This window comes from Enterococcus sp. AZ101, from assembly GCF_050499005.1.
In the GTDB taxonomy this organism is placed as follows: Bacteria; Bacillota; Bacilli; order Lactobacillales; family Enterococcaceae; genus Enterococcus_L; species Enterococcus_L ureilyticus.
The window spans coordinates 567738-590419 of the sequence record NZ_JBMHEZ010000003.1 but is presented as its reverse complement, the minus strand read 5'-3'; the positions used below and the strand labels follow the sequence as shown (position 1 = coordinate 590419).

17 protein-coding genes and 1 other annotated feature are annotated in these 22682 nt (G+C 34.8%); of the genes, 6 read left to right on the top strand and 11 right to left on the bottom strand.

The window, feature by feature from the left end; translation table 11 throughout:
* Nucleotides 1–198: 198 nt before the first annotated feature.
* The 4 genes from IGJ50_RS16705 to IGJ50_RS16690 all read left to right on the top strand — a co-directional run bounded on the left by IGJ50_RS16705 (nt 199) and on the right by IGJ50_RS16690 (nt 5431).
* Nucleotides 199–888 carry a response regulator transcription factor gene (locus IGJ50_RS16705; RefSeq protein ID WP_083244363.1) on the top strand — a complete coding sequence of 230 codons (690 nt, stop codon included), beginning with the start codon at nt 199–201 and terminating at the stop codon, nt 886–888.
* On the top strand, nt 878–2029 hold the full coding sequence (locus IGJ50_RS16700; RefSeq protein WP_069640173.1) for a sensor histidine kinase: 1152 nt from the start codon (nt 878–880) through the stop codon (nt 2027–2029). Before IGJ50_RS16705 ends, IGJ50_RS16700 begins: the two co-directional genes overlap by 11 nt.
* A gap of 43 nt (nt 2030–2072) precedes the next feature.
* Nucleotides 2073–2281 (top strand) — a binding site (T-box leader).
* Between the two features lie 274 nt (nt 2282–2555).
* The gene (gene serS / locus IGJ50_RS16695; RefSeq protein ID WP_069640172.1) at nt 2556–3827 is read left to right on the top strand and encodes a serine--tRNA ligase; all 1272 of its coding nucleotides are present in this window, start codon (nt 2556–2558) and stop codon (nt 3825–3827) included.
* A 110-nt stretch (nt 3828–3937) separates the two neighbouring features.
* Entirely contained in the window at nt 3938–5431 is a 1494-nt protein-coding gene (locus tag IGJ50_RS16690) for a polysaccharide deacetylase family protein (protein WP_429951545.1), read from the top strand.
* 53 nt (nt 5432–5484) lie between these two features.
* Here IGJ50_RS16690 and guaB read toward each other — a convergent pair whose 3' ends face one another.
* From guaB to IGJ50_RS16665, 5 genes are all read right to left on the bottom strand, one after another.
* Nucleotides 5485–6969: an IMP dehydrogenase gene (gene guaB, locus IGJ50_RS16685; RefSeq protein ID WP_207121827.1), complete on the bottom strand. Its 1485-nt coding sequence runs from the start codon at nt 6967–6969 to the stop codon at nt 5485–5487.
* Between the two features lie 158 nt (nt 6970–7127).
* Nucleotides 7128–8804, bottom strand: coding sequence for a 6-pyruvoyl-tetrahydropterin synthase-related protein (locus IGJ50_RS16680; protein WP_429951542.1), 1677 nt, complete (start codon nt 8802–8804; stop codon nt 7128–7130).
* A gap of 203 nt (nt 8805–9007) precedes the next feature.
* Nucleotides 9008–9691, bottom strand: a complete 684-nt coding sequence (locus IGJ50_RS16675; RefSeq protein WP_207121828.1) for a DUF1129 domain-containing protein — start codon at nt 9689–9691, stop codon at nt 9008–9010.
* A gap of 102 nt (nt 9692–9793) precedes the next feature.
* The gene (ychF, locus tag IGJ50_RS16670) at nt 9794–10894 is read right to left on the bottom strand and encodes a redox-regulated ATPase YchF (RefSeq protein WP_069640167.1); all 1101 of its coding nucleotides are present in this window, start codon (nt 10892–10894) and stop codon (nt 9794–9796) included.
* A 3-nt stretch (nt 10895–10897) separates the two neighbouring features.
* On the bottom strand, nt 10898–11095 hold the full coding sequence (locus IGJ50_RS16665; RefSeq protein WP_025870734.1) for a DUF951 domain-containing protein: 198 nt from the start codon (nt 11093–11095) through the stop codon (nt 10898–10900).
* Between the two features lie 372 nt (nt 11096–11467).
* Here IGJ50_RS16665 and IGJ50_RS16660 point away from each other — a divergent pair, with 372 nt between their 5' ends.
* Nucleotides 11468–12985, top strand: a complete 1518-nt coding sequence (locus tag IGJ50_RS16660; protein ID WP_069640166.1) for a helix-turn-helix domain-containing protein — start codon at nt 11468–11470, stop codon at nt 12983–12985.
* Nucleotides 12986–13053: 68 nt separating this feature from the next.
* Here IGJ50_RS16660 and IGJ50_RS16655 read toward each other — a convergent pair whose 3' ends face one another.
* From IGJ50_RS16655 to IGJ50_RS16630, 6 genes are all read right to left on the bottom strand, one after another.
* Nucleotides 13054–14157 carry a tyrosine-type recombinase/integrase gene (locus IGJ50_RS16655; protein ID WP_069640165.1) on the bottom strand — a complete coding sequence of 368 codons (1104 nt, stop codon included), beginning with the start codon at nt 14155–14157 and terminating at the stop codon, nt 13054–13056.
* A 380-nt stretch (nt 14158–14537) separates the two neighbouring features.
* Nucleotides 14538–15761 carry a hypothetical protein gene (locus IGJ50_RS16650; RefSeq protein ID WP_429951538.1) on the bottom strand — a complete coding sequence of 408 codons (1224 nt, stop codon included), beginning with the start codon at nt 15759–15761 and terminating at the stop codon, nt 14538–14540.
* Nucleotides 15762–15906: 145 nt separating this feature from the next.
* Nucleotides 15907–17106 (bottom strand): DUF916 and DUF3324 domain-containing protein, encoded by a 1200-nt coding sequence (locus tag IGJ50_RS16645; RefSeq protein ID WP_069640163.1) that lies wholly within the window; start codon nt 17104–17106, stop codon nt 15907–15909.
* Between the two features lie 328 nt (nt 17107–17434).
* Nucleotides 17435–18565 (bottom strand): hypothetical protein, encoded by a 1131-nt coding sequence (locus tag IGJ50_RS16640; RefSeq protein WP_069640162.1) that lies wholly within the window; start codon nt 18563–18565, stop codon nt 17435–17437.
* A gap of 18 nt (nt 18566–18583) precedes the next feature.
* A complete protein-coding gene (locus IGJ50_RS16635) occupies nt 18584–19381 on the bottom strand; it encodes a hypothetical protein (RefSeq protein ID WP_207121832.1) in 798 nt (265 codons plus the stop codon).
* 35 nt (nt 19382–19416) lie between these two features.
* Nucleotides 19417–20235, bottom strand: coding sequence for a helix-turn-helix domain-containing protein (locus IGJ50_RS16630; RefSeq protein WP_069640160.1), 819 nt, complete (start codon nt 20233–20235; stop codon nt 19417–19419).
* A 1032-nt stretch (nt 20236–21267) separates the two neighbouring features.
* Between IGJ50_RS16630 and IGJ50_RS16625 the strand changes: the two genes are divergently transcribed.
* A protein-coding gene (locus IGJ50_RS16625) for an IS3 family transposase (protein WP_429949949.1) occupies nt 21268–22661 on the top strand; the annotation gives its coding sequence in 2 pieces (ribosomal slippage) (nt 21268–21808 and nt 21808–22661; 1395 coding nt in all).
* The last annotated feature ends 21 nt before the right edge of the window (nt 22662–22682 follow it).

Below are 22682 nucleotides of genomic sequence, written 5' to 3'. Positions count from 1 at the left end.
CCGTTACCGATTATTCTATTACTTTTGTTCTTTATTGTTCGTTTTTAAGCAGAAAAACCTATTTTTTTATGTTATTTCTTAATTTTTAGTAACAGATTCTAAATTTCCCATAACTTCGCTTTGTTTTTGTCAATTTTCTCAGTTTTTTGTTAGAATGAAGGAGAAGAATTCTACTATATAATGGGGGAAATGAATGATATGAAAATTTTAGTTGCTGATGATGACAAAGAAATTGTAGAACTGCTGAGTATTTATATACACAACGAAGGCTATGAAGTAGTAAAAGCTTATGATGGAAAAGAAGCTTTGTCTAAGATTCGGACAATAGCAGATATCGACCTTCTTATTTTGGATATCATGATGCCGATCATGGATGGGATGCAAGTTGTGAAAGAATTACGAAAAGAGTCACAGATCCCGATCATCATGTTAACCGCCAAAACAACTGATATGGATAAAATCAAGGGACTTGTAGCCGGAGCAGATGATTACGTTACAAAACCTTTTAATCCATTAGAAGTCATGGCACGTGTTAAATCTATTTTGAGACGTAGCCAAATGCAACTTAAAGCGGATGAACCTGATATTCTTGAAACTGGTTCATTGATCATCAACAAGGATTCCCATGAAGTAAAAACCGTTGATGGAAAGGAGATTCAGCTAACCGCCTTAGAATTTGGTATTTTGTATCTACTGGCTAGCCATCCGAATCGTGTTTTTAGTGCTGATGAAATTTTTGAACGCGTCTGGCAACAAGAAAGTATTGTTTCTGCAAAAACAGTAATGGTTCATGTAAGTCATTTGCGGGATAAGATAGAAGAAGCAACTGGTGGAGAAAAAGTCATTCAAACAGTTTGGGGAGTTGGATATAAGATCGATGCTCGTTAGACAAAAGAAAATTGAAAAGCAAAAACGAATTACCTTAACATCAAAGGAAATTAGTGAATTACTTGCTGAAGGAATTGTCACGATTATCCTGTTACTTCTATTAAATGTCTCAATCACAGTTATTCTTAGCGGCAGTCAGACATTACAAGGAATCATCTGGGCAACAAAAGGCGCCTTTGCCCAAGAACTAAACACAGACTTATTTTGGAGCTTAAGTAAATTTGTGATCCCTATCTTTTTTATTGTTGATGTCGGTGTCTTGTATTGGCGCTTGATTCGCCGTTACCGTCAAATGCAGTTGCGTCATATTATTAGTGAACTTCATTACATTGCCGATGGTAACTATGATCATCGTATTCCTTTTGAGTTAAGCGGTGATTTAGCAAAAGTCGTAACCAGTATTAATGGTCTGGTAGACAGTACTGTTGCCGCAATTGAAGACGAACGGAAAATAGAAAAATCAAAAGATGAATTGATCACAAATGTAAGTCATGATATACGAACACCGTTAACTTCTATTATAGGTTATTTAGGATTGATTGAAGATCGGCAGTTTCATAATGAAGCAGATCTGCTGAAGTATACCCATACAGCTTATGTGAAAGCAAAACAAATGAAACTACTCGTTGACGATTTATTTGAGTATACAAAGGTTCGTCAGCCTTCTGTTCCTATTAATACAATTAGTTTTGATATGGCACAATTGATTGAGCAACTTGCTGCTGATTTCGAATTGGAAGCAAGCAAAAATGCTATGACAATTCAAGTGAATGCTAATCCGGCCTCCATAAAAATGGATGGTGACACTGAAAAACTAGTACGGGTCTTCAATAACCTTTTATCAAACGCACTTAAGTATGGGAAAGGCGGGAAAAATATTGTCATTGATGTAGAGAAAGTGGGCACTGAAGTGGTGGTAGCGGTTAGAAATGATGGTCCTCCGATTCCGAAAAAATCTTTAGATCAATTATTCGATCGTTTTTATCGCGTAGAAGAATCTCGTTCACAGGAAACCGGCGGAACAGGTTTAGGTTTGGCTATCGCCCAAAGTATTATAGCCTTACATGGCGGTTACATCTATGCTACTTCTGATGACCATTGGACATCTTTCATCATCCACTTACCTCTACAACGAAACTGATTAATTGAGGTTGACATTCAAAAGAAAGTTTTGTATCCTAGTGACAAGCAAAGAGAAAAAGTATTTGTAGTCTTGAATCAAAGAGAGTTTGCGGTGGTGAAAGCAAATATTCTACTATAAAGAAGTCCGTCTCTATTACTATGCGTTTGATGAAATAAGTCAAACCGGCCTGCAGCCGTTACCTGCATAACAAGGGCAGCGTACAGCTGAACTTGGGTGGTACCGCGAAATTCAAGTCATTTCGTCCCAAGATTTTTTTCTGGGGATGGAGTGGCTTTTTATTTTACTGCAATTCTAACCAGCTAAGCGAATGTCCTCCTCAGAAAAACCAGATGTGCCTGTGATGAAAAGTGCTACATCCTATTTTTTCAACTAATGATGAACCACTCGTTACACTTCCATGAGCTTATAGTGATTGGTATATGGTGGCTGAACGAAAGATTGCTTCCAATTTTTCATTTGAGGTTAAAAGCACAAAATGTAGCACAGTAAAATATTGTTACCTATACATTAAGGAGGAGTTATTATGTTAGATGTAAAAATGATTCGTCAAAATTTTGATGACGTGCAAACAAAGTTGAAAACCCGTGGTGTAAAAGAAGAGATATTAGTAGAATTCTTACGATTAGATGAAAGTCGTCGTAACTTATTAGTAAAATCAGAAGAATTAAAAAAATACCGTAATGATGTCTCTGCAGAGATCGCACAACTAAAACGAAACAAAGAAGATGCTACAGCAAAAATTACTGAAATGAAAGAAGTTGGCGGCAATATTAAGGCGCTAGATACTGAAATCGAAGAAATCGATGCTAAACTTCTAGAAATTTCTACCACCTTACCCAATCTTCCACATGACTCAGTGCCTGTCGGAGCAGATGAAAACGATAATGTTGAAGTCCGTCGCTGGAGTGAGCCTAGAAATTTTGCCTTTGAACCTAAACCCCATTGGGATGTAGCAGAAAATTTGGACATTCTTGATTTTGAGCGAGGAGCAAAAGTTTCAGGTAGCCGTTTTGTGTACTATAAAGGTTTAGGTGCTAGATTAGAGCGCGCATTATATAACTTTATGCTGGACATGCATGTCTATGATCATGGCTATACTGAAATGATGACGCCGTATATCGTAAATAGCAATTCTATGTTTGGAACTGGGCAATTCCCTAAATTCAAAGAAGATGTTTTCCAACTAGAAGGAACAGATATGACCTTGATTCCAACCGCGGAGGTTCCTCTAACCAACTATTACAATAATGAAATTTTAGATGGGAAAGATTTACCAATCTATTTTACAGCACTAAGCCCATCTTTCCGTTCTGAAGCTGGCAGTGCTGGCCGTGATACTAGAGGTCTGATTCGTCTACATCAGTTTAACAAAGTAGAAATGGTGAAATTCAGTGATGCAGAACATTCTTATGAAGAATTAGAAAAAATGACTGCTAATGCGGAAGATATTTTACAAAAATTAAATCTACCGTATCGTGTTATGTCACTTGCTACTGGCGATATGGGCTTCTCTGCTGCTAAAACTTACGACTTAGAAGTGTGGATTCCAGCTCAAAATGCCTATCGTGAAATCAGCTCTTGTTCAAACTGCGAAGATTTTCAAGCACGTCGTGCCATGATCCGCTACCGCGATGAACACGATAAGGTTCAATATGCGCATACCTTGAATGGTTCTGGTTTAGCTGTTGGTCGGACTGTCGCTGCTATTTTAGAGAACTACCAAAACGAAGATGGTACTGTAACGATTCCAGAAGTTTTAGTGCCTTATATGGGTAATTTGAAATTAATTAAATAAATAAAAAAGAATCACTAATTTAACTCATTGGCTGTTGAAACTATAAATCAATAATGATACATTTGGATTACTAAAAACAGTCAAATTTATAATTAGAAGGATCAAACATTATGCATAAAAAAAATCACTCACGAATTACTCGAAACAGTCGGCGTGAAAAGAATAAACATAATATTACAAAAAAAATAGTTCTGACATCAATTGCTGGACTTTCACTCATTTTAATCTGTGGTGGTGTTTACGCAACTTATGCTATACAACATAATCCAAAACAAGAAAGTCAGGCTGAGGATATTAGTCAATACGAACACAAAGAACATGCATTACTGGAAAAGATCAGAACCTCTCAAAAACATGATGAACTTGAAAGTACTGAGCAAGAAAAAACAGATAAAAATATTCAAACACTGATTTACGAACCTCTTACAACTGAGGCTATTCCTCAACTACCAAAAATCAATTCAGAATTAACAACTTTGATAGAGGCAGCTCACAAAGAGAGTTCAAAAGAAACACCTATCAAACTTGTTGGTCATATAAAGAGGATAAAAGTAAATGAACAATTGGTTGGGTACCAACCAATTCTTGATACCTATACATGGAATCAAGAAAAAAACGAGTGGTCTGAGAAAACTGAGCTGGGAAAACAGCCCGCATTCGTCAATCAAAAAACAAAACAACCATTGACACTGCAGGATATTTTTATGAGTGAAGCAAATGCCTTAGCTGTTCAACAGGTCATCGAGCAAAAATTACTGTCAGAAAGCCCTGACGGTAATGCTATTATTGATGGCATTCTCAATATGCCAAGCATTTCTTTAGCTGAAACGGCCTTCACCTATTACTCTGATAAAATCAGTCTTACTCTAGCAGAAAATTCATCTGGCAAAACAGAAATCACATTGCCTTATAAAGAGATTGCTGGCTATGTAGATCCTCAATTTATCGATACAGCTTCTATTAAGGGTGTAGTACCAGAGCCTTTGGATCCAAACAAAAAGTACATTTCACTCACTTTTGATGATGGCCCCAATCCTGACACGACACCTAGACTTTTAGATATCCTAAAAGAAAAAGGCGTTACAGCTACCTTCTTTATGTTAGGGCAAAATGTTGTCAAACATGAAGCACTAGTAAAACGGGTAGCAGAAGAAGGCCACGAAGTAGCTAGTCATTCCTATTCACATCCGCAATTAACTAGTGTTGATGCTCAAAGAGTGACAGAAGAAGTTCAAAATACAGATAAAGCCATTTATCACGCTATCGGAAAATTGCCAACTGACTTTAGACCGCCATATGGAGCAGTCAATAAAGAAGTAGCTACTATAATTGGTAAGCCGATCATTCAATGGTCTGTAGACTCGCAAGATTGGCAAAGTCATAATGCTGAGGCAATCATTAAACGGATCGATGAAACGGCCTACAATGATACGATCATCTTGATGCATGATATTCATCCAGAAACTGTGGATGCTGTATCAACCGTAATCGACCACTTACGCAATGATGGCTATGAGATTCTACCTTCCAAAGAATTGTTAGGAAAAAAGGCCAAACCTTTGCACATGTATTATGGTTCAAAAGACGAGCGACCAGTCCAATAATAAAAAAACCTCCTATACCAGAATTCTTTGGCGTAGGAGGTTCTTTCATTTTCTTACTGTTCTACAGAGTAATTAGGTGCTTCTTTAGTAATTTGTACATCATGAGGATGAGATTCTTTTAATCCATTCCCGCTCATTTGAATAAATTGTGCTTCTTCACGCAATTGTGATAAATCTGCCGCACCAACATAGCCCATCCCAGATTTTAGCCCACCAATCAGTTGGAAAACAATATCTGATACGCTACCTTTATAGGCAACACGGCCTTCAATACCTTCAGGAACTAATTTATTTGCTTCATTGACGCCACCTTGGAAATAGCGATCACTTGAACCTTTTTCCATTGCGCCTAGTGAACCCATTCCGCGATATGTTTTGAAACGACGACCTTGATAAATTTCAAATTCGCCTGGCGATTCGTCTGTTCCTGCCAGCATACTTCCTAACATAACTGCATGTCCACCAGCAGCTAAAGCTTTTACGATATCACCTGAATACTTGATCCCGCCATCAGCAATAATTGCTTTTCCATATTTACGTGCGACAGAAGCAGCGTCATAAATCGCAGTCAGTTGAGGAACACCAACACCTGCTACAACACGAGTCGTACAAATAGAACCAGGTCCGATCCCAACTTTAACAACATCCACACCTACATCATAAAGTGCTTTAGCTCCTTCAGCTGTCGCGATATTTCCTGCAATCAATGTCGCATCTGGGAATGTATCACGAATTTCCTTGATTTTGCGAATCACACCTGCACTATGCCCATGAGCTGTATCAATAATGATTGCGTCTACTCCTGCTTCCAATAAAGCTTCCGCGCGTTCAAAGGTGTCACTTGTCACACCAACTGCTGCTGCCGCTAGCAAACGACCATGCTCATCTTTCGCCGCATTTGGAAATTCGATTACTTTTTCAATATCTTTGATGGTGATCAAACCGCTTAAACGATTATTTTCATCAACGATTGGTAATTTTTCGATTTTATGTTTTTGTAGAATCTTTTCAGCATCTTTTAGAGAAGTGCCAACTGGGGCTGTTACTAAGTTGTCCTTGGTCATTACTTCATCGATTTTCATTTGATAATCTGTTACAAAGCGCATATCACGGTTCGTGATGATCCCAACTAATTTACGATTTTCCATCGTTTCGACAATCGGAACGCCACTAATACGATATTTACTCATTAGATTTTCAGCATCTGCTACCAAATTTGTTGGCGTTAAGAAAAATGGGTCAATAATCACGCCACTCTCAGAACGTTTTACTTTGCGAACTTCGTCAGCTTGTTGTGCGATGCTCATATTTTTATGAATAACGCCTAAGCCGCCTTGACGAGCCATCGAGATGGCCATTTTACTATCCGTTACAGTATCCATACTTGCACTGATTAGAGGAATATTCAACTTAATATTTTTTGCTAGTTGGATACTCATATCCACTTCATTAGGCAATACGTGACTTTCTGCTGGAATCAATAACACATCATCAAATGTAAGACCTTTTTTCGCGAATTTTGTTTCCCAGTTAGACATTTTCTAGACCACTCCTCTATTTAATTTTATATAAGAAAATAACAGATAATAAAAGCTAAGTCAACCACATTTCCCCGTTTACAGAAATTTTCTTTCCTTTTCTCAAAACATGAGTATTTTCTCATTTTTTTGTTATCAAAAACAAAGGATAACTGTAGTTATTCCTTTGTTTTTAACTTAGTAAAACGCATGGGCGCAACTTTCCATACTATACAAGCCAGCAGAGTCAACACAGAGATACTTAAAGAAACTTTTTGAGCAAAAGTTGTCTGATAAGAAATAGAAACACGCCCTTTTTTAGATAATTGACTATCGACTAAACCATTTTGTTTATTTAAGGATGCTGAAATTATTTTTTCTTTACCCTCACTCACTATTTTAGCTTGATAGCCATAATAGTAGATAAACGGAATAGTAACAGTCGTTTCCTTTGTATTATTTGTACGATAATCGAAAGCCACTGAACCAAAGGTCATTTTAACATTTGTTACTTCTATTTCAGCAGCATCATAAACGACTTTTCGTTTTTTATTTTTTTTAATAGTAGTATAATCAACTTCTTTGGGTAAATATTCATGTCCCGCACCGATATAATAACTATTTGTTTGATCGTATGAATGGTGTGATAAGATACGATTTCCTTCAGTATCAATACTTTCTTTTTCATACAATCCAACTCCAATTAAAATAACCATAACTACGATTATCTGACTACTTGGAAATTTTTTAAATAATCCGATATCATCATTTGCAATAAGAAATGCTAGCAATAAGGTCACGATTGATAAGAAGCGCCAAGGAAACTGAATCGTATTAAGCGGTGTATGGTCGAAAAGCTTCCAAGGAAAAAGGTCTGTCGTCATAAACATAAAAAGCAAAGCAAGAATTACCAACTCACGACTGGGTGAATTGCCCTTAAAAAGCATCCCGGTGTAGATGACTAAACCAAACAACAAGATAACGCCTATATTTGCTGAAGACGCATGAAATACGCTATTTTTAAAGCTGTTGGCCACTAACTCACTCAAAGAGTAGCTTCTATCTGATATCAATGTCAATGGATTGGATGTTACTTGAAATGTCACATGACTCATTTGTTCAAAAACGGGCACTAAATAAAAAGCCAATAATAAAATAGTCACTCCGGCAGCCTTTAATAGTGCAACAATGACTTTTTTCTTTAAAAAGTGCTTCAAATTTAAAAGAATGTACATTCCTATAAAAATGCTGACAATTTCCAATGAAATGAAATGTGCTAAACCAATTCCTGTCATAGCAACTGTCAACAACAGCCACTTCTTCTCTTTTCCATTTTTCAATAGATATAAACTTGCTAGAACTAAGGGGAAAAAGCCCATTGCCAACAGCTCTCCAATAGCCTGGCGATTAAAAAAATCTTGTAAACGGTAAATCGATAACGTATACAATAATGAGAATAAGTAACTTTTTACTTTCGTTAATCCCATATACCTTCCAGATACATAGGTTAAACTAAATGTAGCAAAGTTGATCCCAATCGAAAAAATGACAAAACTAGTTGCGAGTGAAAAGCCCATGATACGTAAAATTGCTGGAAAATACAGATAAAAATCTGGATAAAACAAGCTGGATGCATACCCATATCCTCCAATAAAAAAGTAACTAACTTTGGGCAGCAATATGCCATGCCTTAAAGACTCCGCCAAGCCTTCGATCCGATTTTGATGGAAATGATAATCATCACCAATCATGATACGACCATTTTGGAGATAAACAATATATAAAGACAATACACTTAATATAAAAAAACTCAGAAAAACCAGGAAATGACTATGTTGTTTGATCCATTTTTTCATTGCTCCACCTCTTCATAATGAAAATAAATTGTAAATTTCATTCCTAGTTTCTATGGTAGCGTGATGAGGCTGTTCTTTCAAACATGAACCCTTTTAGTTTGAATTATTTTATATTAACGGTATTTTGATTTAGTCAATAAGAAAAAAGAGTCTTGATCAAAACTATCACTAGTTTTAAACCAAGACTCTTCTGGTTGTATTCTTTAACGCGCTAAACTGCTGCGCATATTATATTTTTTCTTTAATAAGTAACGAACACCTAAAGAGATTCCACCAATGATAATCACAATAACTGGATCTAAAATAGGATTGATGACCGCTGGCAGCATTGCGGAACCCGCAAAAACAACAAGCCATAAAAGCATCGCTCCAACCAAGATCGCACCCGTTTTAAACCAACCAGGGCGCTTCGATTTATCCACACCAGGACGATCATATTGGTAAACATATTTATACATTAGATAAAACACATACCCACCTGCCATCGAGGCCAATACCAAGGTTAATAATCCCAATGGTTGTGATTTTCCTTTAGACCACATCATCATAATTGAGAACATAATCGTCATTACTCCAAATAGTAATAACGTATTGTCCAGCCACATCAAAGCTGGGGTCGATTCAGGAAGTTCTTCGGGCTTACTTAAGATAGACTCTGTACGTTCAGCCACCGTTCCGAAAAGCTGACGTGCAGTTTTTCCGCTTTTTTGACCTTCTACTAGATGAGGTAGAATTTCATGTAAAGCAAGTGTCCGTGCTTCTTCTGAAAGATTAGCAGCAACTAACGATTTTTTTAAGTCAAAGATGTATTGTTCATTTCTCTTTGTTAATTTTTGTTCAAGTTCACGATTTTCTGAAACAATATCACGAAGTGCTTCTGATTCCATTATTTTGCGTCCTCCTCGCCCGTGGCCAACGGGGCAGTCTTTACCTAAAAAGTATTCTAACATATTTTTTAGGGAGAAAAACAGTTTTTAGCAATTTTTTTACTATACGTTAAAGCGGAAAAGCATAACATCGCCATCTTGCACAATATATTCTTTGCCTTCTAAACGAACTTTACCTGCTTCTTTTGCTGCCTGCATGTTGCCATACGTATTTAAATCATCAAATGAAACTGTCTCTGCACGAATAAATCCGCGTTCAAAATCAGTATGGATGATTCCGGCCGCTTGAGGAGCTTTGATTCCTTTACGGAAAGTCCATGCACGTACTTCTTGCTCACCAGCAGTAAAGTATGTTGCTAACCCTAACAAATCATAGGCTGCACGAATTAATTGATCTAAACCAGACTCTTCAATGCCTAAGGCTTCTAAAAAGTCAGCTTTATCTTCATCATCTAATTCAGCGATTTCTTCTTCTGCACGGGCGCAAACAACAATCACTTCTGCCTGCTCATTTGCTGCAAATGTTCGAACCTGCTGAACGTACGGATTATTATCTGAATCTGCCACCTCATCTTCGGATACATTTGCTACGTATAAAATAGGTTTCGCTGTTAGTAAAAATAAACTCTTCACGATCTTTTGTTCATCCTCAGTAAATTCGATCGTTCTTGCTGATAAGCCTTCTTCTAAAACAGGCTTAAGTTTATCTAAGACAGCAAGTTCTGCCACCGCATCTTTGTCTTTTGTTTTAGCTATTTTAGCCACGCGTGTATAACGTTTTGTAATCGAATCCAAGTCAGCCAATACTAATTCCAAGTTAATGGTGTCAATATCTGCTAAGGGATCTACACGTCCTTCAACATGAGTAATATTATCATCGTCAAAACAACGTACCACATGACAAATCGCATCTACTTGTCGAATATGACTTAAAAATTGGTTTCCTAAACCTTCACCTTTACTGGCACCTTTTACAATCCCAGCGATATCTGTAAACTCAAAAGTAGTTGGTACTGTTTTTTTAGGTTTCACTAACTCTGTCAAACGCAGCAAGCGCTCATCTGGTACTTCAACCATTCCCACATTCGGATCAATTGTTGCAAACGGATAGTTTGCTGCCTCCGCTCCTGCTTTTGTAATTGCGTTAAAAAGGGTAGATTTCCCTACGTTAGGTAAACCTACGATTCCAGCTGTTAATGCCATCGATCATTCACTATCCTTTATTAGTTTTTTTTCTAAAATTTTTTTCATCTTTTTTTCAAAGTCTCGGCGTGTCATCATCACGATATGACCGCAGTTGGTACATTTTATTTTAATATCAGCACCCATTCGGATAATTTCCCAACGATTTGCCTGACAGGCATGGGGCTTTTTCATTTCTACAATATCACCAAGATCATACATAACAGACATATCCCTTCTAAAAATAGTCGTTAATAGTCAGAAAATCAGACATAAACATACAAAGATACAATACCATTTTTTGGGCAATCAAGCAAAGCTATTTTATTGATTCACCTTTTTTATGTATTTAATAATTGTCTACAAGAAATAAATAGTATTATTCCTCAAAAAAACAAAAATAAACCCTTTTAATTTAGATTGTGTTTACCGTATTTATGTTGGATAATGAGGTCATTGTCATTGCGGACAGAGATGGAGCGAAAAGGGGTTTGTCCTTGATAGTAAAGGCTTTTTTTGTGATTTCTTATTCATGTAACACTGTAAAGCCGTACTTTCCCTTTACCTCATACTGGCATTTAAAGGAGTTTTACTATGAGAAAATTTGACTTACTAGAAAAAGTGGAAGTTTATCAAATTGACTTATTGATCTATTTGAGCAATGTTGGTGGTACTGCAACAAAAAAGGAGCTTTTGGCTCATTTAAATATTGGTGATTATTTTCTTTCAAAACTGATTGAAGGATTAGCCACCCTCGCAAAAAAATCAAATGGATGCTTTTCCATTGAAGTAAACAAACAAACTATTACATTTCAAACAAAACCAGATTACTCTCTCCACACTTTATACAATGAAATGATTATCCATGCACCGATGTATAGAATATTGGAAGAGTTATTACTATATGGAACCATTGATACTAGCCGTTTGTGTGAAAAAATTGGCATCAGTTACTCAACCTATTTTAGAAAACTCAATGAATTGAACAATTTATTAGCTGAATTTGATTTATCTATCCAAAATGGATATTTGTTAGGTTCTGAGTTACAGATTCGTTTTTTTTTCACCTCTCTTTACTTAGTTACGGATCCTAAACATCAGTTGAAAGTTCCCAATATTGATCCTCGAATCTATGAAACAGTCAATAGTATTCAACAGATTTTAGGCACACCGATTTCGTTTTTAGCACGAAAAAAGTTGATTATTTACTTAAGTTTATTAAAAAGAAGAAATGCACAAAAAATAATACAGGATTATAACAAGCAAGATTTTTTTTTCAGTAATAAGACAGCTATCAATAGTCAAAAAAGATTTATAGAGGCCTTAAGAAAGACTCACTTATTTAAAAGAATCGATCAAGTATTAGGATTATTTTTAGTCTACTACTCCTTTAAAATGCTTCCTAGTGAAACTATATTACTATTGCTCTTCATGCTTGGTGAAGAAATCATCCCTGCTAATGCTCATTGTCTAAAGGAACTTGACCTGATCGAAAGATACAGTAATTTTTTTATCAGAACCTTAAATCAAGAATTTTTAAAATTTATGAAAGAAATTTACCCCGATACTTGCTTAAATCATACGCACAGCTCAATTCTTCATTATTATCTAACTTCTACTGGTTATCATCACTTGATATTCAAAGGTCATATTGATTACTATTGGGAATTGAATGATACCAAGTGGGCACAATCTAGACATTCTATGACTGTCTATCGTTTTATTGATTATTTAAAGGAAACCTATCCAGTAATTTTTGTAGATGAGACCCGTGATACTGTCCTTATTACTAAGTATGCTCATGCCATAAGTTTCTATGAAGAATGTATCAAACCTAAAATTTCTGTCGGAATATTTCTTGAAGGTGATTTACTCTATAAAAAAAAAATTACGGACTGGTGGATCCAATATATAGAATTGACCGCTTTGGCACAAGCAGAACCTTTAGTAGACAATAAATTTTATGATTTGATCATTAGCAATGTAGATTGTTCCTATTTAAGAAAACAAGGAAAGTATTTTTTTATCTTGACCAATTACAACGAAAAAAAGGACATCACTGATCTGGATCAGCTACTTTATACGATTTTTTACTCTTCTACAAAATCCTGATATTTTGATACTGCTCTGTCTATTATGAAACACAAAGCAGTATCTATTTTAGCTATCTCCATAGAGCATTAAACAAATTCTAATTTTTCTACAAGCTGTCGTTCTTCTGAAAAAAATGAATTCGTATAACAATCTAGTGTCATTTTTGTTGATGAATGTCCTAATAGAGAACTGATTGTTGCAATGTTTCCTCCAGCCTCCAAGCACCGTGTAGCAAACGTATGCCTTAAAGAATGGAAAGAAAAATTTTCCAAACCAATTTTTTTCCGAATAATTTGAAAGCGATACGCAATCGTGCGCGGCTCAAGAGCCTTATGCTTATTTGAAATGACATAATCACTCTTTGATATCGCTTTAAGTTCCAATAATTTTTTCCTTAAAGACTTACTAATAGGAATTTTTCGTTGAGAATTAGTGCTTTTAGGCGTTACTTCTACGATTTCCGTCTTTCTTCCAGATGTATCTTCTATCTGGATTCTAAGCACTGTTCGATTAACACCCAATGTGTTATTTTCAAAATCGATATCTTCCCATTTTAACCCACAAATCTCTCCGATTCGAAGTCCAGTTTGCAATGCAAGCATAATCGAAAAAAACTTTTGGCTCGTATTGATTTCTTGGACTAACTTTGCTTGATCTTTAATAGATAATGCTTGAACTGTTTTTCTTCTTATTTTTGGAAGCTCTAAACCTAGGCATGGATTTTCTATTAATAATTTTAAGGAGACTGCTTTACTTAGACAGTTTTTCAACACAGAGACGATTGATCTAATTGAGCTTGCTTTTAGTGTTTTATCCATCTTTTTAAGCATAGAATCAATATCCGCCTGCGTTAGTTTTTGTAATTTAATTGATCCAATTCTTGATAATACGTGGACGTTCATTTTATTTTTATAGCTCGCGTATGTACTACTTTTTACGGTTGGACGAACGAATGTCTCTAACCAATAATTCGACCAATCTAGTAATTGCCCTTCATAAGGAAGCAGATTTTTACTATGGTTTGTCTGTTTCTCGTATTTTTTTAAGATAAGTTGATGCTTTACTTCTGAATATTTATAGCCATAAATATAGCCATAATGAATTTTCCCATTTTGCTGTCTGCCTTTTATGTATCTGCCTTCCCAACGCCCATCTTTTCTTTTATAAATATTTTCCCCTCTTCTTGCCATAACAAAGATCCTTTCTAAAATTTAATTTTTAATGCTTTAAGAATCAACAATCCTTACAAATTTCTAAATTGTTATATGTTATTTTTACAAACCCAAAAACTGTTTATTTAAAATCGATGCAGTGGATTTCTTTTCTCGTTTACTCCCAAATAAGTCCAATCAAGACTTTACAATACGTTCAATTTTCTTAACTAAGTATGCATTATATTTTTTTTTACTCAGTTTCAAAAATTTCGGAAAAAAAAGGAATTTTTGGAAGTTTAAGGTCATGTTTTTGTTGTACACTTACTATTTAGATAATATTATGCTGAAAAAGAAAGAGAGCCCATACATCTGAAACCGTTCTAGTTTCTTGTATACCACCCTTTCCTGCAGATCAATTATTCATTAAGCATTGTATTTGTATTAAACTTTAAAGCGTTACTTAAAAAATCTTTTAGTACAGCATATCCTTCTAGTTTGACCAACATCTCTTGCGAACAATACACCCAATAACTAAATATTGTCGGACCTGTAGCCACCTTTTCTACACTTTCCATAAACTGACCTAACTCTTCAATCAGCTTCCGACAACTCAGTTTATCCGCAATAATAATTTCTTCTTTCCCTTCTAGTTCCAACAACATCCATAAATAATCAATAAATTCTACTTTTGCTTTTAAAGTTAAAAACTTTTTTTTCGGTACCATGTGTTTCTTACTTCCCTCTTCACCTTCTGTGAAACATTTTAAAACATCCATCTCAAGTTTTGTAACTGCTTTTTTTAATCCTTCTTTTTTTGTTGTTTTTTCTCTCTTTGTGCTCTTTTTTAATTGTTGAGTTGATACCCAACGCTGGACTTCTAAAGCTTCTGACGATTGCTTAGAACGATCGAGCATATATTTACGTACTTGTGTGTTCTCTTTCTTCACCGCTTTTTTCTTGAAAGGTGCTTCTACAACCTTAGGGGTTATTTCTTTAACTCGTTTGTTCTTTTTAGCATTATTTGGGGCATTCTCTGTACTAGAGTCTACTTGGTGTAGTTGTTCTTTTATTGTTTGACTTACCTTTGTAAGTTCCGTTTTCAATAACTCACCAGAATCCATAACGATGGATTCATTTTTTATCAGTTTGTCTTCTAACGCTTCCATCTTTTTCGTTAATTGTCCAAATTTTTCTAAAGCGCTATAAAGTTCTGTTTCTTTCTTGTTATACTCCGCTTCTTTTTCCTGTTTGACTAAGTTGTCATATGTTTCAATAAGTTCTTTGGCGCACTCTTTTAACTCCCTTAATTGTTTTACATGAGCTTCCTCATAAAAACCTATAGTAAACGTTAATACGATATAGGCAGTCGATGTGTATACATTGATTTTCTTTATAAGTAACTGGTTGTTCTTTTTTGTCCAAGTTTCATAAATTTTTTTTGTTATTTGCTCAAGTTCTGTTAATGAGCGAATATCTTTTTTAAAAATCAATTTACACGATAAATATGCTTCGTGTGGCGTATCTAAATGCTTATTCAAAAGTTCGACTCCTAAAAGTTTAGGGTTAACTTTTTGATGGAGAATATATTTTTTGATTATTCTTCTTCCTAATTTTGAGGTATTTTCCTCAGCTTCGTTCATATCCACCAACTCCTAAAATCGCTATACTAAAAATCCTTTTTTCATGATTCAAAACCATTGATCCATAATTTTCTGATAATCAATTCTGTTATCTAAAACAATAACAACAGATTTCACCTAGCTTTTCTCTTTTTCAGTAGATCTTTTAGTCTGAATCTATTTTGATTGTTTTTTTAGGCCTTCTCGGCTTTTCAGAACTTATAGGACGTTTTTTCCTAGTACTAACTAGTTTATTATTTCTTGGTCTCTGAACCTGTTGACTAGCTTTATTGGTGCGTCCTCTTTTTTTCTTTTTTTGGTATAGAGCCTCTACGTAGCGTTTTTCTTTGCGTTTCCTTGAAATCAACAGTACTAGTAAAAATATTAGCAATGCACTAAGTGTCATAACACAAATAGTGATGTACAGCATTAGGTTACTTTTATCCGAACCTATAGCTGTATTCGTTGTCTTTTTTTCTTCATTCTTTGTAATTTTAAATTCCTTATCCCATTCCCACTCCTGATTCGTTGCTTTAGATTTAGCCGTCAGATGAATTTGATATGTTCCATCTTGAAATACTTGCTTTTCCTCAGCGATATGAAAAGTAAAACTTGAATTAGGAGCCATTCGATAACCCGTTACTTTAGCCTGATGGATAATTTTATCTGAGTTTTTTTTATAAATCTTTGCTATATATTCAATATCTTCTACATTTATGGCTTGATCATTTTGAATAGTTGCTTTTATAGCCTTTTTACCTAAATTAGTTTCTGAAACGACACCTAATAAGTTTAATTTTGCGACAACAGGAACATCCGTTTCCGTTAGCTTCACAGCGACAATATATGTTTTTTTTTCTTCGGGAACAGCCTCTCTTGGTTCAATTGATTTTTCTGCTGAAACAACCTTGATTCCACCTAGAATCATTCCGTCAAACCGTTGTTTGGGCATCTTTAAATGTACTGTTGCTGTCATCGACTTGTTTGCAGGAATTGTCAATTCTGATTCAACAGTTGCAATATCTTTTAGCGAAGTCTCCAAACTCTTATCTCTTGAAACGATTTTGGAACGGTCAGAATAATCTATATCCCCAATTTCATTAGTTGTAGCATCATTGATTTGCATGGTAACTTTTTGTTGTCTATTTGACGTATTGGTCAATTCTAATTGCAATGCTTGTTCCTGACCAGGATTCATTCTAAGGTCATAATAAGTTACTTCTGGATCATGCTGATTTTCTGGTAAAATCGGTTTTACCGAAACAGCTAAGCCAATTTCAGTTCCAATAAACATAAATGACAGCGATAGAATAAAAAATACTATCACTAAAATCACCAAATGAAGTGTTTTTCGTTTATTAATCATTACATTTTAAACTCCCTGCATAGTAAAATCTTATGTATTAAAAAAGAATCAAGTCTAGCAGTTCTATATATCAAATGACCATAGATAGAAGTACTATTTCCAAGTAATTAGTTCTTTTTTATTTATGTCAACCGATCTTCTTTTACTTTACTGGCGGGTAGTATTTTCATTGATTGACCTGTTATATGATGATGTTTATTTTTCAATATTGTTTAAAAAAGAGTCGATACTTCAATAAACTATGTAAGATTGGATGGGAAAAGCCGACTATTCCCAATCCTCTTCATCTCCTTACGTTAAATCATAAAGATTCTCGTAAATGATTCTTTTAATCGTTAACAATAGACTCCTCGCTCAATACTATTTGTTCAAGCAAATAATTTTCACCTTGTATCAAATCAAAATAAGCAGCTTTATTCAATATACTGTCATAATCCATTTTCATGATCCGAACATGAGGCTGACGGAACCAAGATTTTTTTTTAATTTTGACTCTTGACTCAATTAACTTACACTCATCTAAAATCAAGTAAATTTCATTTGTAGAAACTGAGTCCTTAAAACTTCTTACTTGTTCTCTTTCATAAGTTAGTTGATTATCTGAAATCGTCATTTTTTCGGACTTTGTAACCAGTTCTTTATTCATCATCCAAGACTGCTCTAGAAATTTAGCCTTTTGTAGTAATTGAGAATATTCTCTCAAATCAACTCTTAAAATTTGATCCCAATTTTCATTTTCATCACTAGTTGATTTACTTAATTCTTTCATTGCTCTGGATAGATTTTGTCGCTCCATTTGATCGATGACAACTTCCAGTTTCTTATTTGCAAGCCGCATTCTTTCTTTTGCATATTTTTCTCTACTAATGGATTCTTCTAACTTCAGTAAATAAGTTGCATCACCCTCACCGTATTCTACAACTTCTATTTTTTCTGTAGATTCAGAACTAACGGTCTTAAAAGGTTTGATAAATTTTGCTACGAGTCTTTCAATCTCATAGGCAAATGCTTCCAGCACATCTATATCTTCTTTATTATCGTATAATTGTTGCTTTAAAGATTGTAGCAAATTGACCATAAAAGGAAATCCGCTCTCTCTATAGGCAATCGGGACAAAGTCGATATAGTAAACCACTCGATTGTCTTCTTTTTCCTTAGAACCGCCGATCCACGCAATCTGAGGGAATGTATGGATCAGCTCATCTAATAAAGCAGACCAATCAAGATCGACAAAATCTAAAGTAATCTCTACATGTTTAAAAAAAGAAATTATGGTGTGAAATTCTTCAAAATATTCTTCAACTTCTTTTTGAGGATAAGGGATTCTTTTATTCTTTGTTTGAAAAATCTCTTCACAAATATAATAAATATCCCGCAACATATCATCATCAAAAAGGCGCTCGCCCACTGCTGGAGAAGCGGCTTGATAGATATCGACCATAATATTTTGATAAACCACTTCTTGTTCCCCTTTCCCTTACTCTAGTGATTGATCAGCTAGTCGACTAGATTTGCTTAACAATTCTTCCATCAGTACGCTTGTTTCACTTTGCAATCGTAATATCCGTGTATGATAATTTGCCGCTTCCTGATTGATCATTTTCAACTCGATTGAGGCTTCTGAAACAGCCTTTTTGGTTTCATGCCTAGCAGCTTCTACTGTTCGATCAGCTTCAATGGTGGCACGTTCAATAATTTGTTGTGCCTTTTCTTTTGCTTCCATCAAAACTTCTGCGATTTGATTTTTCATTAAATCTTGTTGACGCAATTGTTTTTCCGTCTCAATGCATTTATTTCGTTCATCTAATAGTTGTTCATCTAATTGAATCCTTAGATTTTCTGCTTGCTTCACTTGTTCTTCAAGTGCGATAATTGTTTCTTTAGACTTAGAAGAACTTGTCAAACGCATGGTTAGCTGATCAATCTCTTGCTGTTTGTTTTCAACTTCCGCCTTTAATCGTTCCGCCATGGTTCGTTGACGTTGCATTTCCTTTTGAAATTGCTGGTTTTCATTTTTTAAATGTTCAATTACAGCAGCTTGTTCTTGTTGAGCTTCTTGTTCTTGTTTTCTCATAGTATTGTCCAAACGCTCTCTTTTATTTGAAGTTTCTGGCCGACTTTTTTTCGGAGGCTCATAAGTTTCCTCTTCAAATTCATCATCAGAATATTCCTCATAATCATCATACTCATCGTATTCGTCATATTCATCGTAATATTCCTCGTAATCATCATCATGGTTCTTTTTTTTTTTGCTTTTTTTGTTAAATATAGCCAAATCTCCCGCTTCCCTTCTTACTTAATCCTTTTGGGTTAAACACTGCCTACCAGCAGTTCTCTTATTTTTTCATTATTTTGTTCATCTAATGCCACAAATTCTTGATTCAAGTAATAGCCAATACCTTTTTTATTTAGAATAAAGGGTTCAAAAATCGACGTTTTTTCCATTATTTTTTGTTTGATTCGATTAATCAAATTACTTAACAACGCTTGTTTATTTTTTTGTTTAGCATTTGTCCAAATGGCTTCACACAAGGACTGACTTGAAAAGACTCTCTGATCTGATTCTATAAAATGTTCTAATACTTGATGTTCCTTTTTAGTCAATGGAATCAACCAATTGTCTATAATCAAGGTACGATCTTTCAATTGGAAAGAATATTGTTTTTTTACTTTCACTACATTTGAAAAAGATGACGCATTTTGAGTATTGTCAATAGAAGCGTCTACTGCCCTTCCTTGACTATTTTTACTTGCTTGACCCGCAACCTCCTCAAAAATAGAAGCCAATTTACTTGCTAAATCAGTGACCGATATTGGATAGCGAACGAAGCTCACATTAGTATTATTGAGATACTTAGACTTGTTAATCTGTTCTGATTCAAAAGTTAAAACCACAATTGGTTTGTTCAACAACGCTAAATTATCTAAAAACGATTCTTTTAAGCCACTGTACATTGACTGTTGATAAATAATGAGATCAAAATTTTGCAGAAAGTAGAACTCTTTATCTTTTGGCTGAGTCAATATATCTTTTGAAACCATTATTTCGTAATCCATATTCAATAAACTATTTTGCAACAGTCCATTTGCACTTAGTGTGTCAGTCAATATAATTATTTTTTTCCTCATAATGGAAAATCCTCCTCTTAATTTTTATATATAGTAAATTCCAACCATTTACGTTTGATAAAATTCTCTAGATAGATAAATGTAATACATGCTTTAAACTGCAGAATACATAAAACTTAGCTAACGAGAATTTCCTATTCTTATATAAAATAAGAAAAAACATATTAGATGTTTAGTTATATGGACATTTATACTTCATTAATGACGGCTATATGACGGTTTAATGATTGAATAGTTGTAAAATAATACTTTAAAAAATAATTATTTTAGTAAATTAAACGAATTAAAAATGTTTATATAAAATAAAAAGATGAATATTAATTGCCCATTACTTCCAAAATACAAATAGACTAAGTTTTCTTTTTTTAAATTTTCTTTGTAAGTCTATATTTTTTTGTAAGATTAAAAAAAGGAAGAATATAGAAAGTCATAATTTTTATGGTAATATAGTAGAAAGTTTAATGATTTTTTGACGGTCTATTTGACGGCGTATAGAACTAAGTAAATTCATTTAGCACCTATATTTATTAATAACCTACGAAAATTAAATATAATTTATCGTAGCGCTGTATAATCAGGTAGCTGTTTATCAACGTTTTGAGGTTAAGCGTATGATTTACTCTGTTGTCACGATCATAATATATATAAATTAAATATATTGTTATTTTTTTATTCCTCATTGACATGCACAAATTATGTATTGTATACTCATATTATAAGTATTTAACTTAAGCACCTATTAAACTAGATTCTTATAATTTAATATGGTTTAATTTAAACAATTATAAATTTTTCTTATTTTATATAAAAACAAGAAAAATTATATTTATTTTGGCATATAGTAATTTTTATAGATATTTCTATCTAAAATTAGTCATTTCCGTACAAACCAAGCTCTTGCATTGTCATTAAAGCCTAGTTAATACTGGTTATCTTTCAATCGCTCACGGTAATCAAAAAGAGTGCAGAACAAGTTTCTGAGCCGACCCCCAAAAGTTAGACCCAAAAATCTAACTTAGGGGGCTTTTTATAGTGGCTAAATATGATTATGACTTTAAAAAATCAGTAGTTGAAGCGTATCAGAGGGGAGAAGGTGGGTATGTGGCTCTAGCTCGCCGATACGGTATTCCAGCGGATTCAACAGTAAGAAAATGGGTAAAGATTGTAGAAAAATTGGACTTTAATGCCTTAAACCGACGTAAAAATAAACAAACTTATTCTTCCCAATTCAAGCAAGATGTCATACACTATTATTTGACTAGCGGTGACTCTTACCTTAATGTCGCATTGAAATATGGATTGCCATCTGGAAATCTACTCCAACATTGGCACCAACTATTTCTGCGTGAAGGCATTGAAGGTCTCTTACCGAAACTGAAAGGAAGGCCTTCAATGACTAAGAAAAAGAAGAAACAAATACCAAAAAGGCCGTTAACGCGTGAACAAGAACTGGAACGAGAAAATGAACTGCTTCGTGCAGAACTGGCCTTCGTAAAAAAGCTCCGAGCTTTAGGGATGAATATCCCAGATCGACTCAAGAACGAGATGCACGAATCATCCACGAACTCCGAAAGGAGTTCCGATTAACGATTCTTCTTGAAGCGACAAAATTTCCTAAAGCGACATACATGTATTGGCAAAAGCGATTGAATCGTGGGAATCCAGATGCCAAGCTAGAGGAAACCATTCAAGAAATCTTCGAAGAAAACGATGGGAACTATGGGTATCGTCGGATTCAAATCGCCCTGAACGAACAGGGAGTAAAGGTAAATCAAAAGAAAATCCGTCGAATCATGCGTAAGCTTGGGCTGAAGAGCGTAAAGTTTACACGCAAATCACGTAAGTACAATTCCTACAAAGGGACTGTTGGACGAGTGGCAAAGAATCGGATTCACAGACGATTTGTTACCTCGGTTCCTCATCAAAAGATTACAACTGATACTTCTGAATTTAAGTATTATGAACAAGATACGAACGGAAAACCTGTCATCAAGAAGCTGTATTTAGACCCATTCCTAGATCTGTTTAACGGGGAAATTCTGTCCTATCGAATATCAGAAAAACCAAATGCAAAGGCCGTTCTTGATGCTCAAAAAGAAGCCATAGAACAAACCGCGGACTGCCCCTATCGTCGGACTTTCCATTCTGACCAAGGCTGGGCTTACCAGATGAATGGTTATAGAAAGCCTTTAGCGGAGAAAAAAATATTCCAGAGCATGTCCCGAAAAGGGAATTGTCTTGACAATTCACCGATGGAAAGCTTCTTTGGTCTATTAAAGCAAGAAATTTATTATGGTGTGATTTATACAAGCTTTAAAAGGTTGAAGAGGGCAATTAAAGAGTGGATTAATTACTATAATCATCACCGAATCAAAACAAGGCTCGGCTGCAGTCCCGTTCAATATCGCAAACGGATGACCGCATAAAAACCCGACCAAATTTCTTCG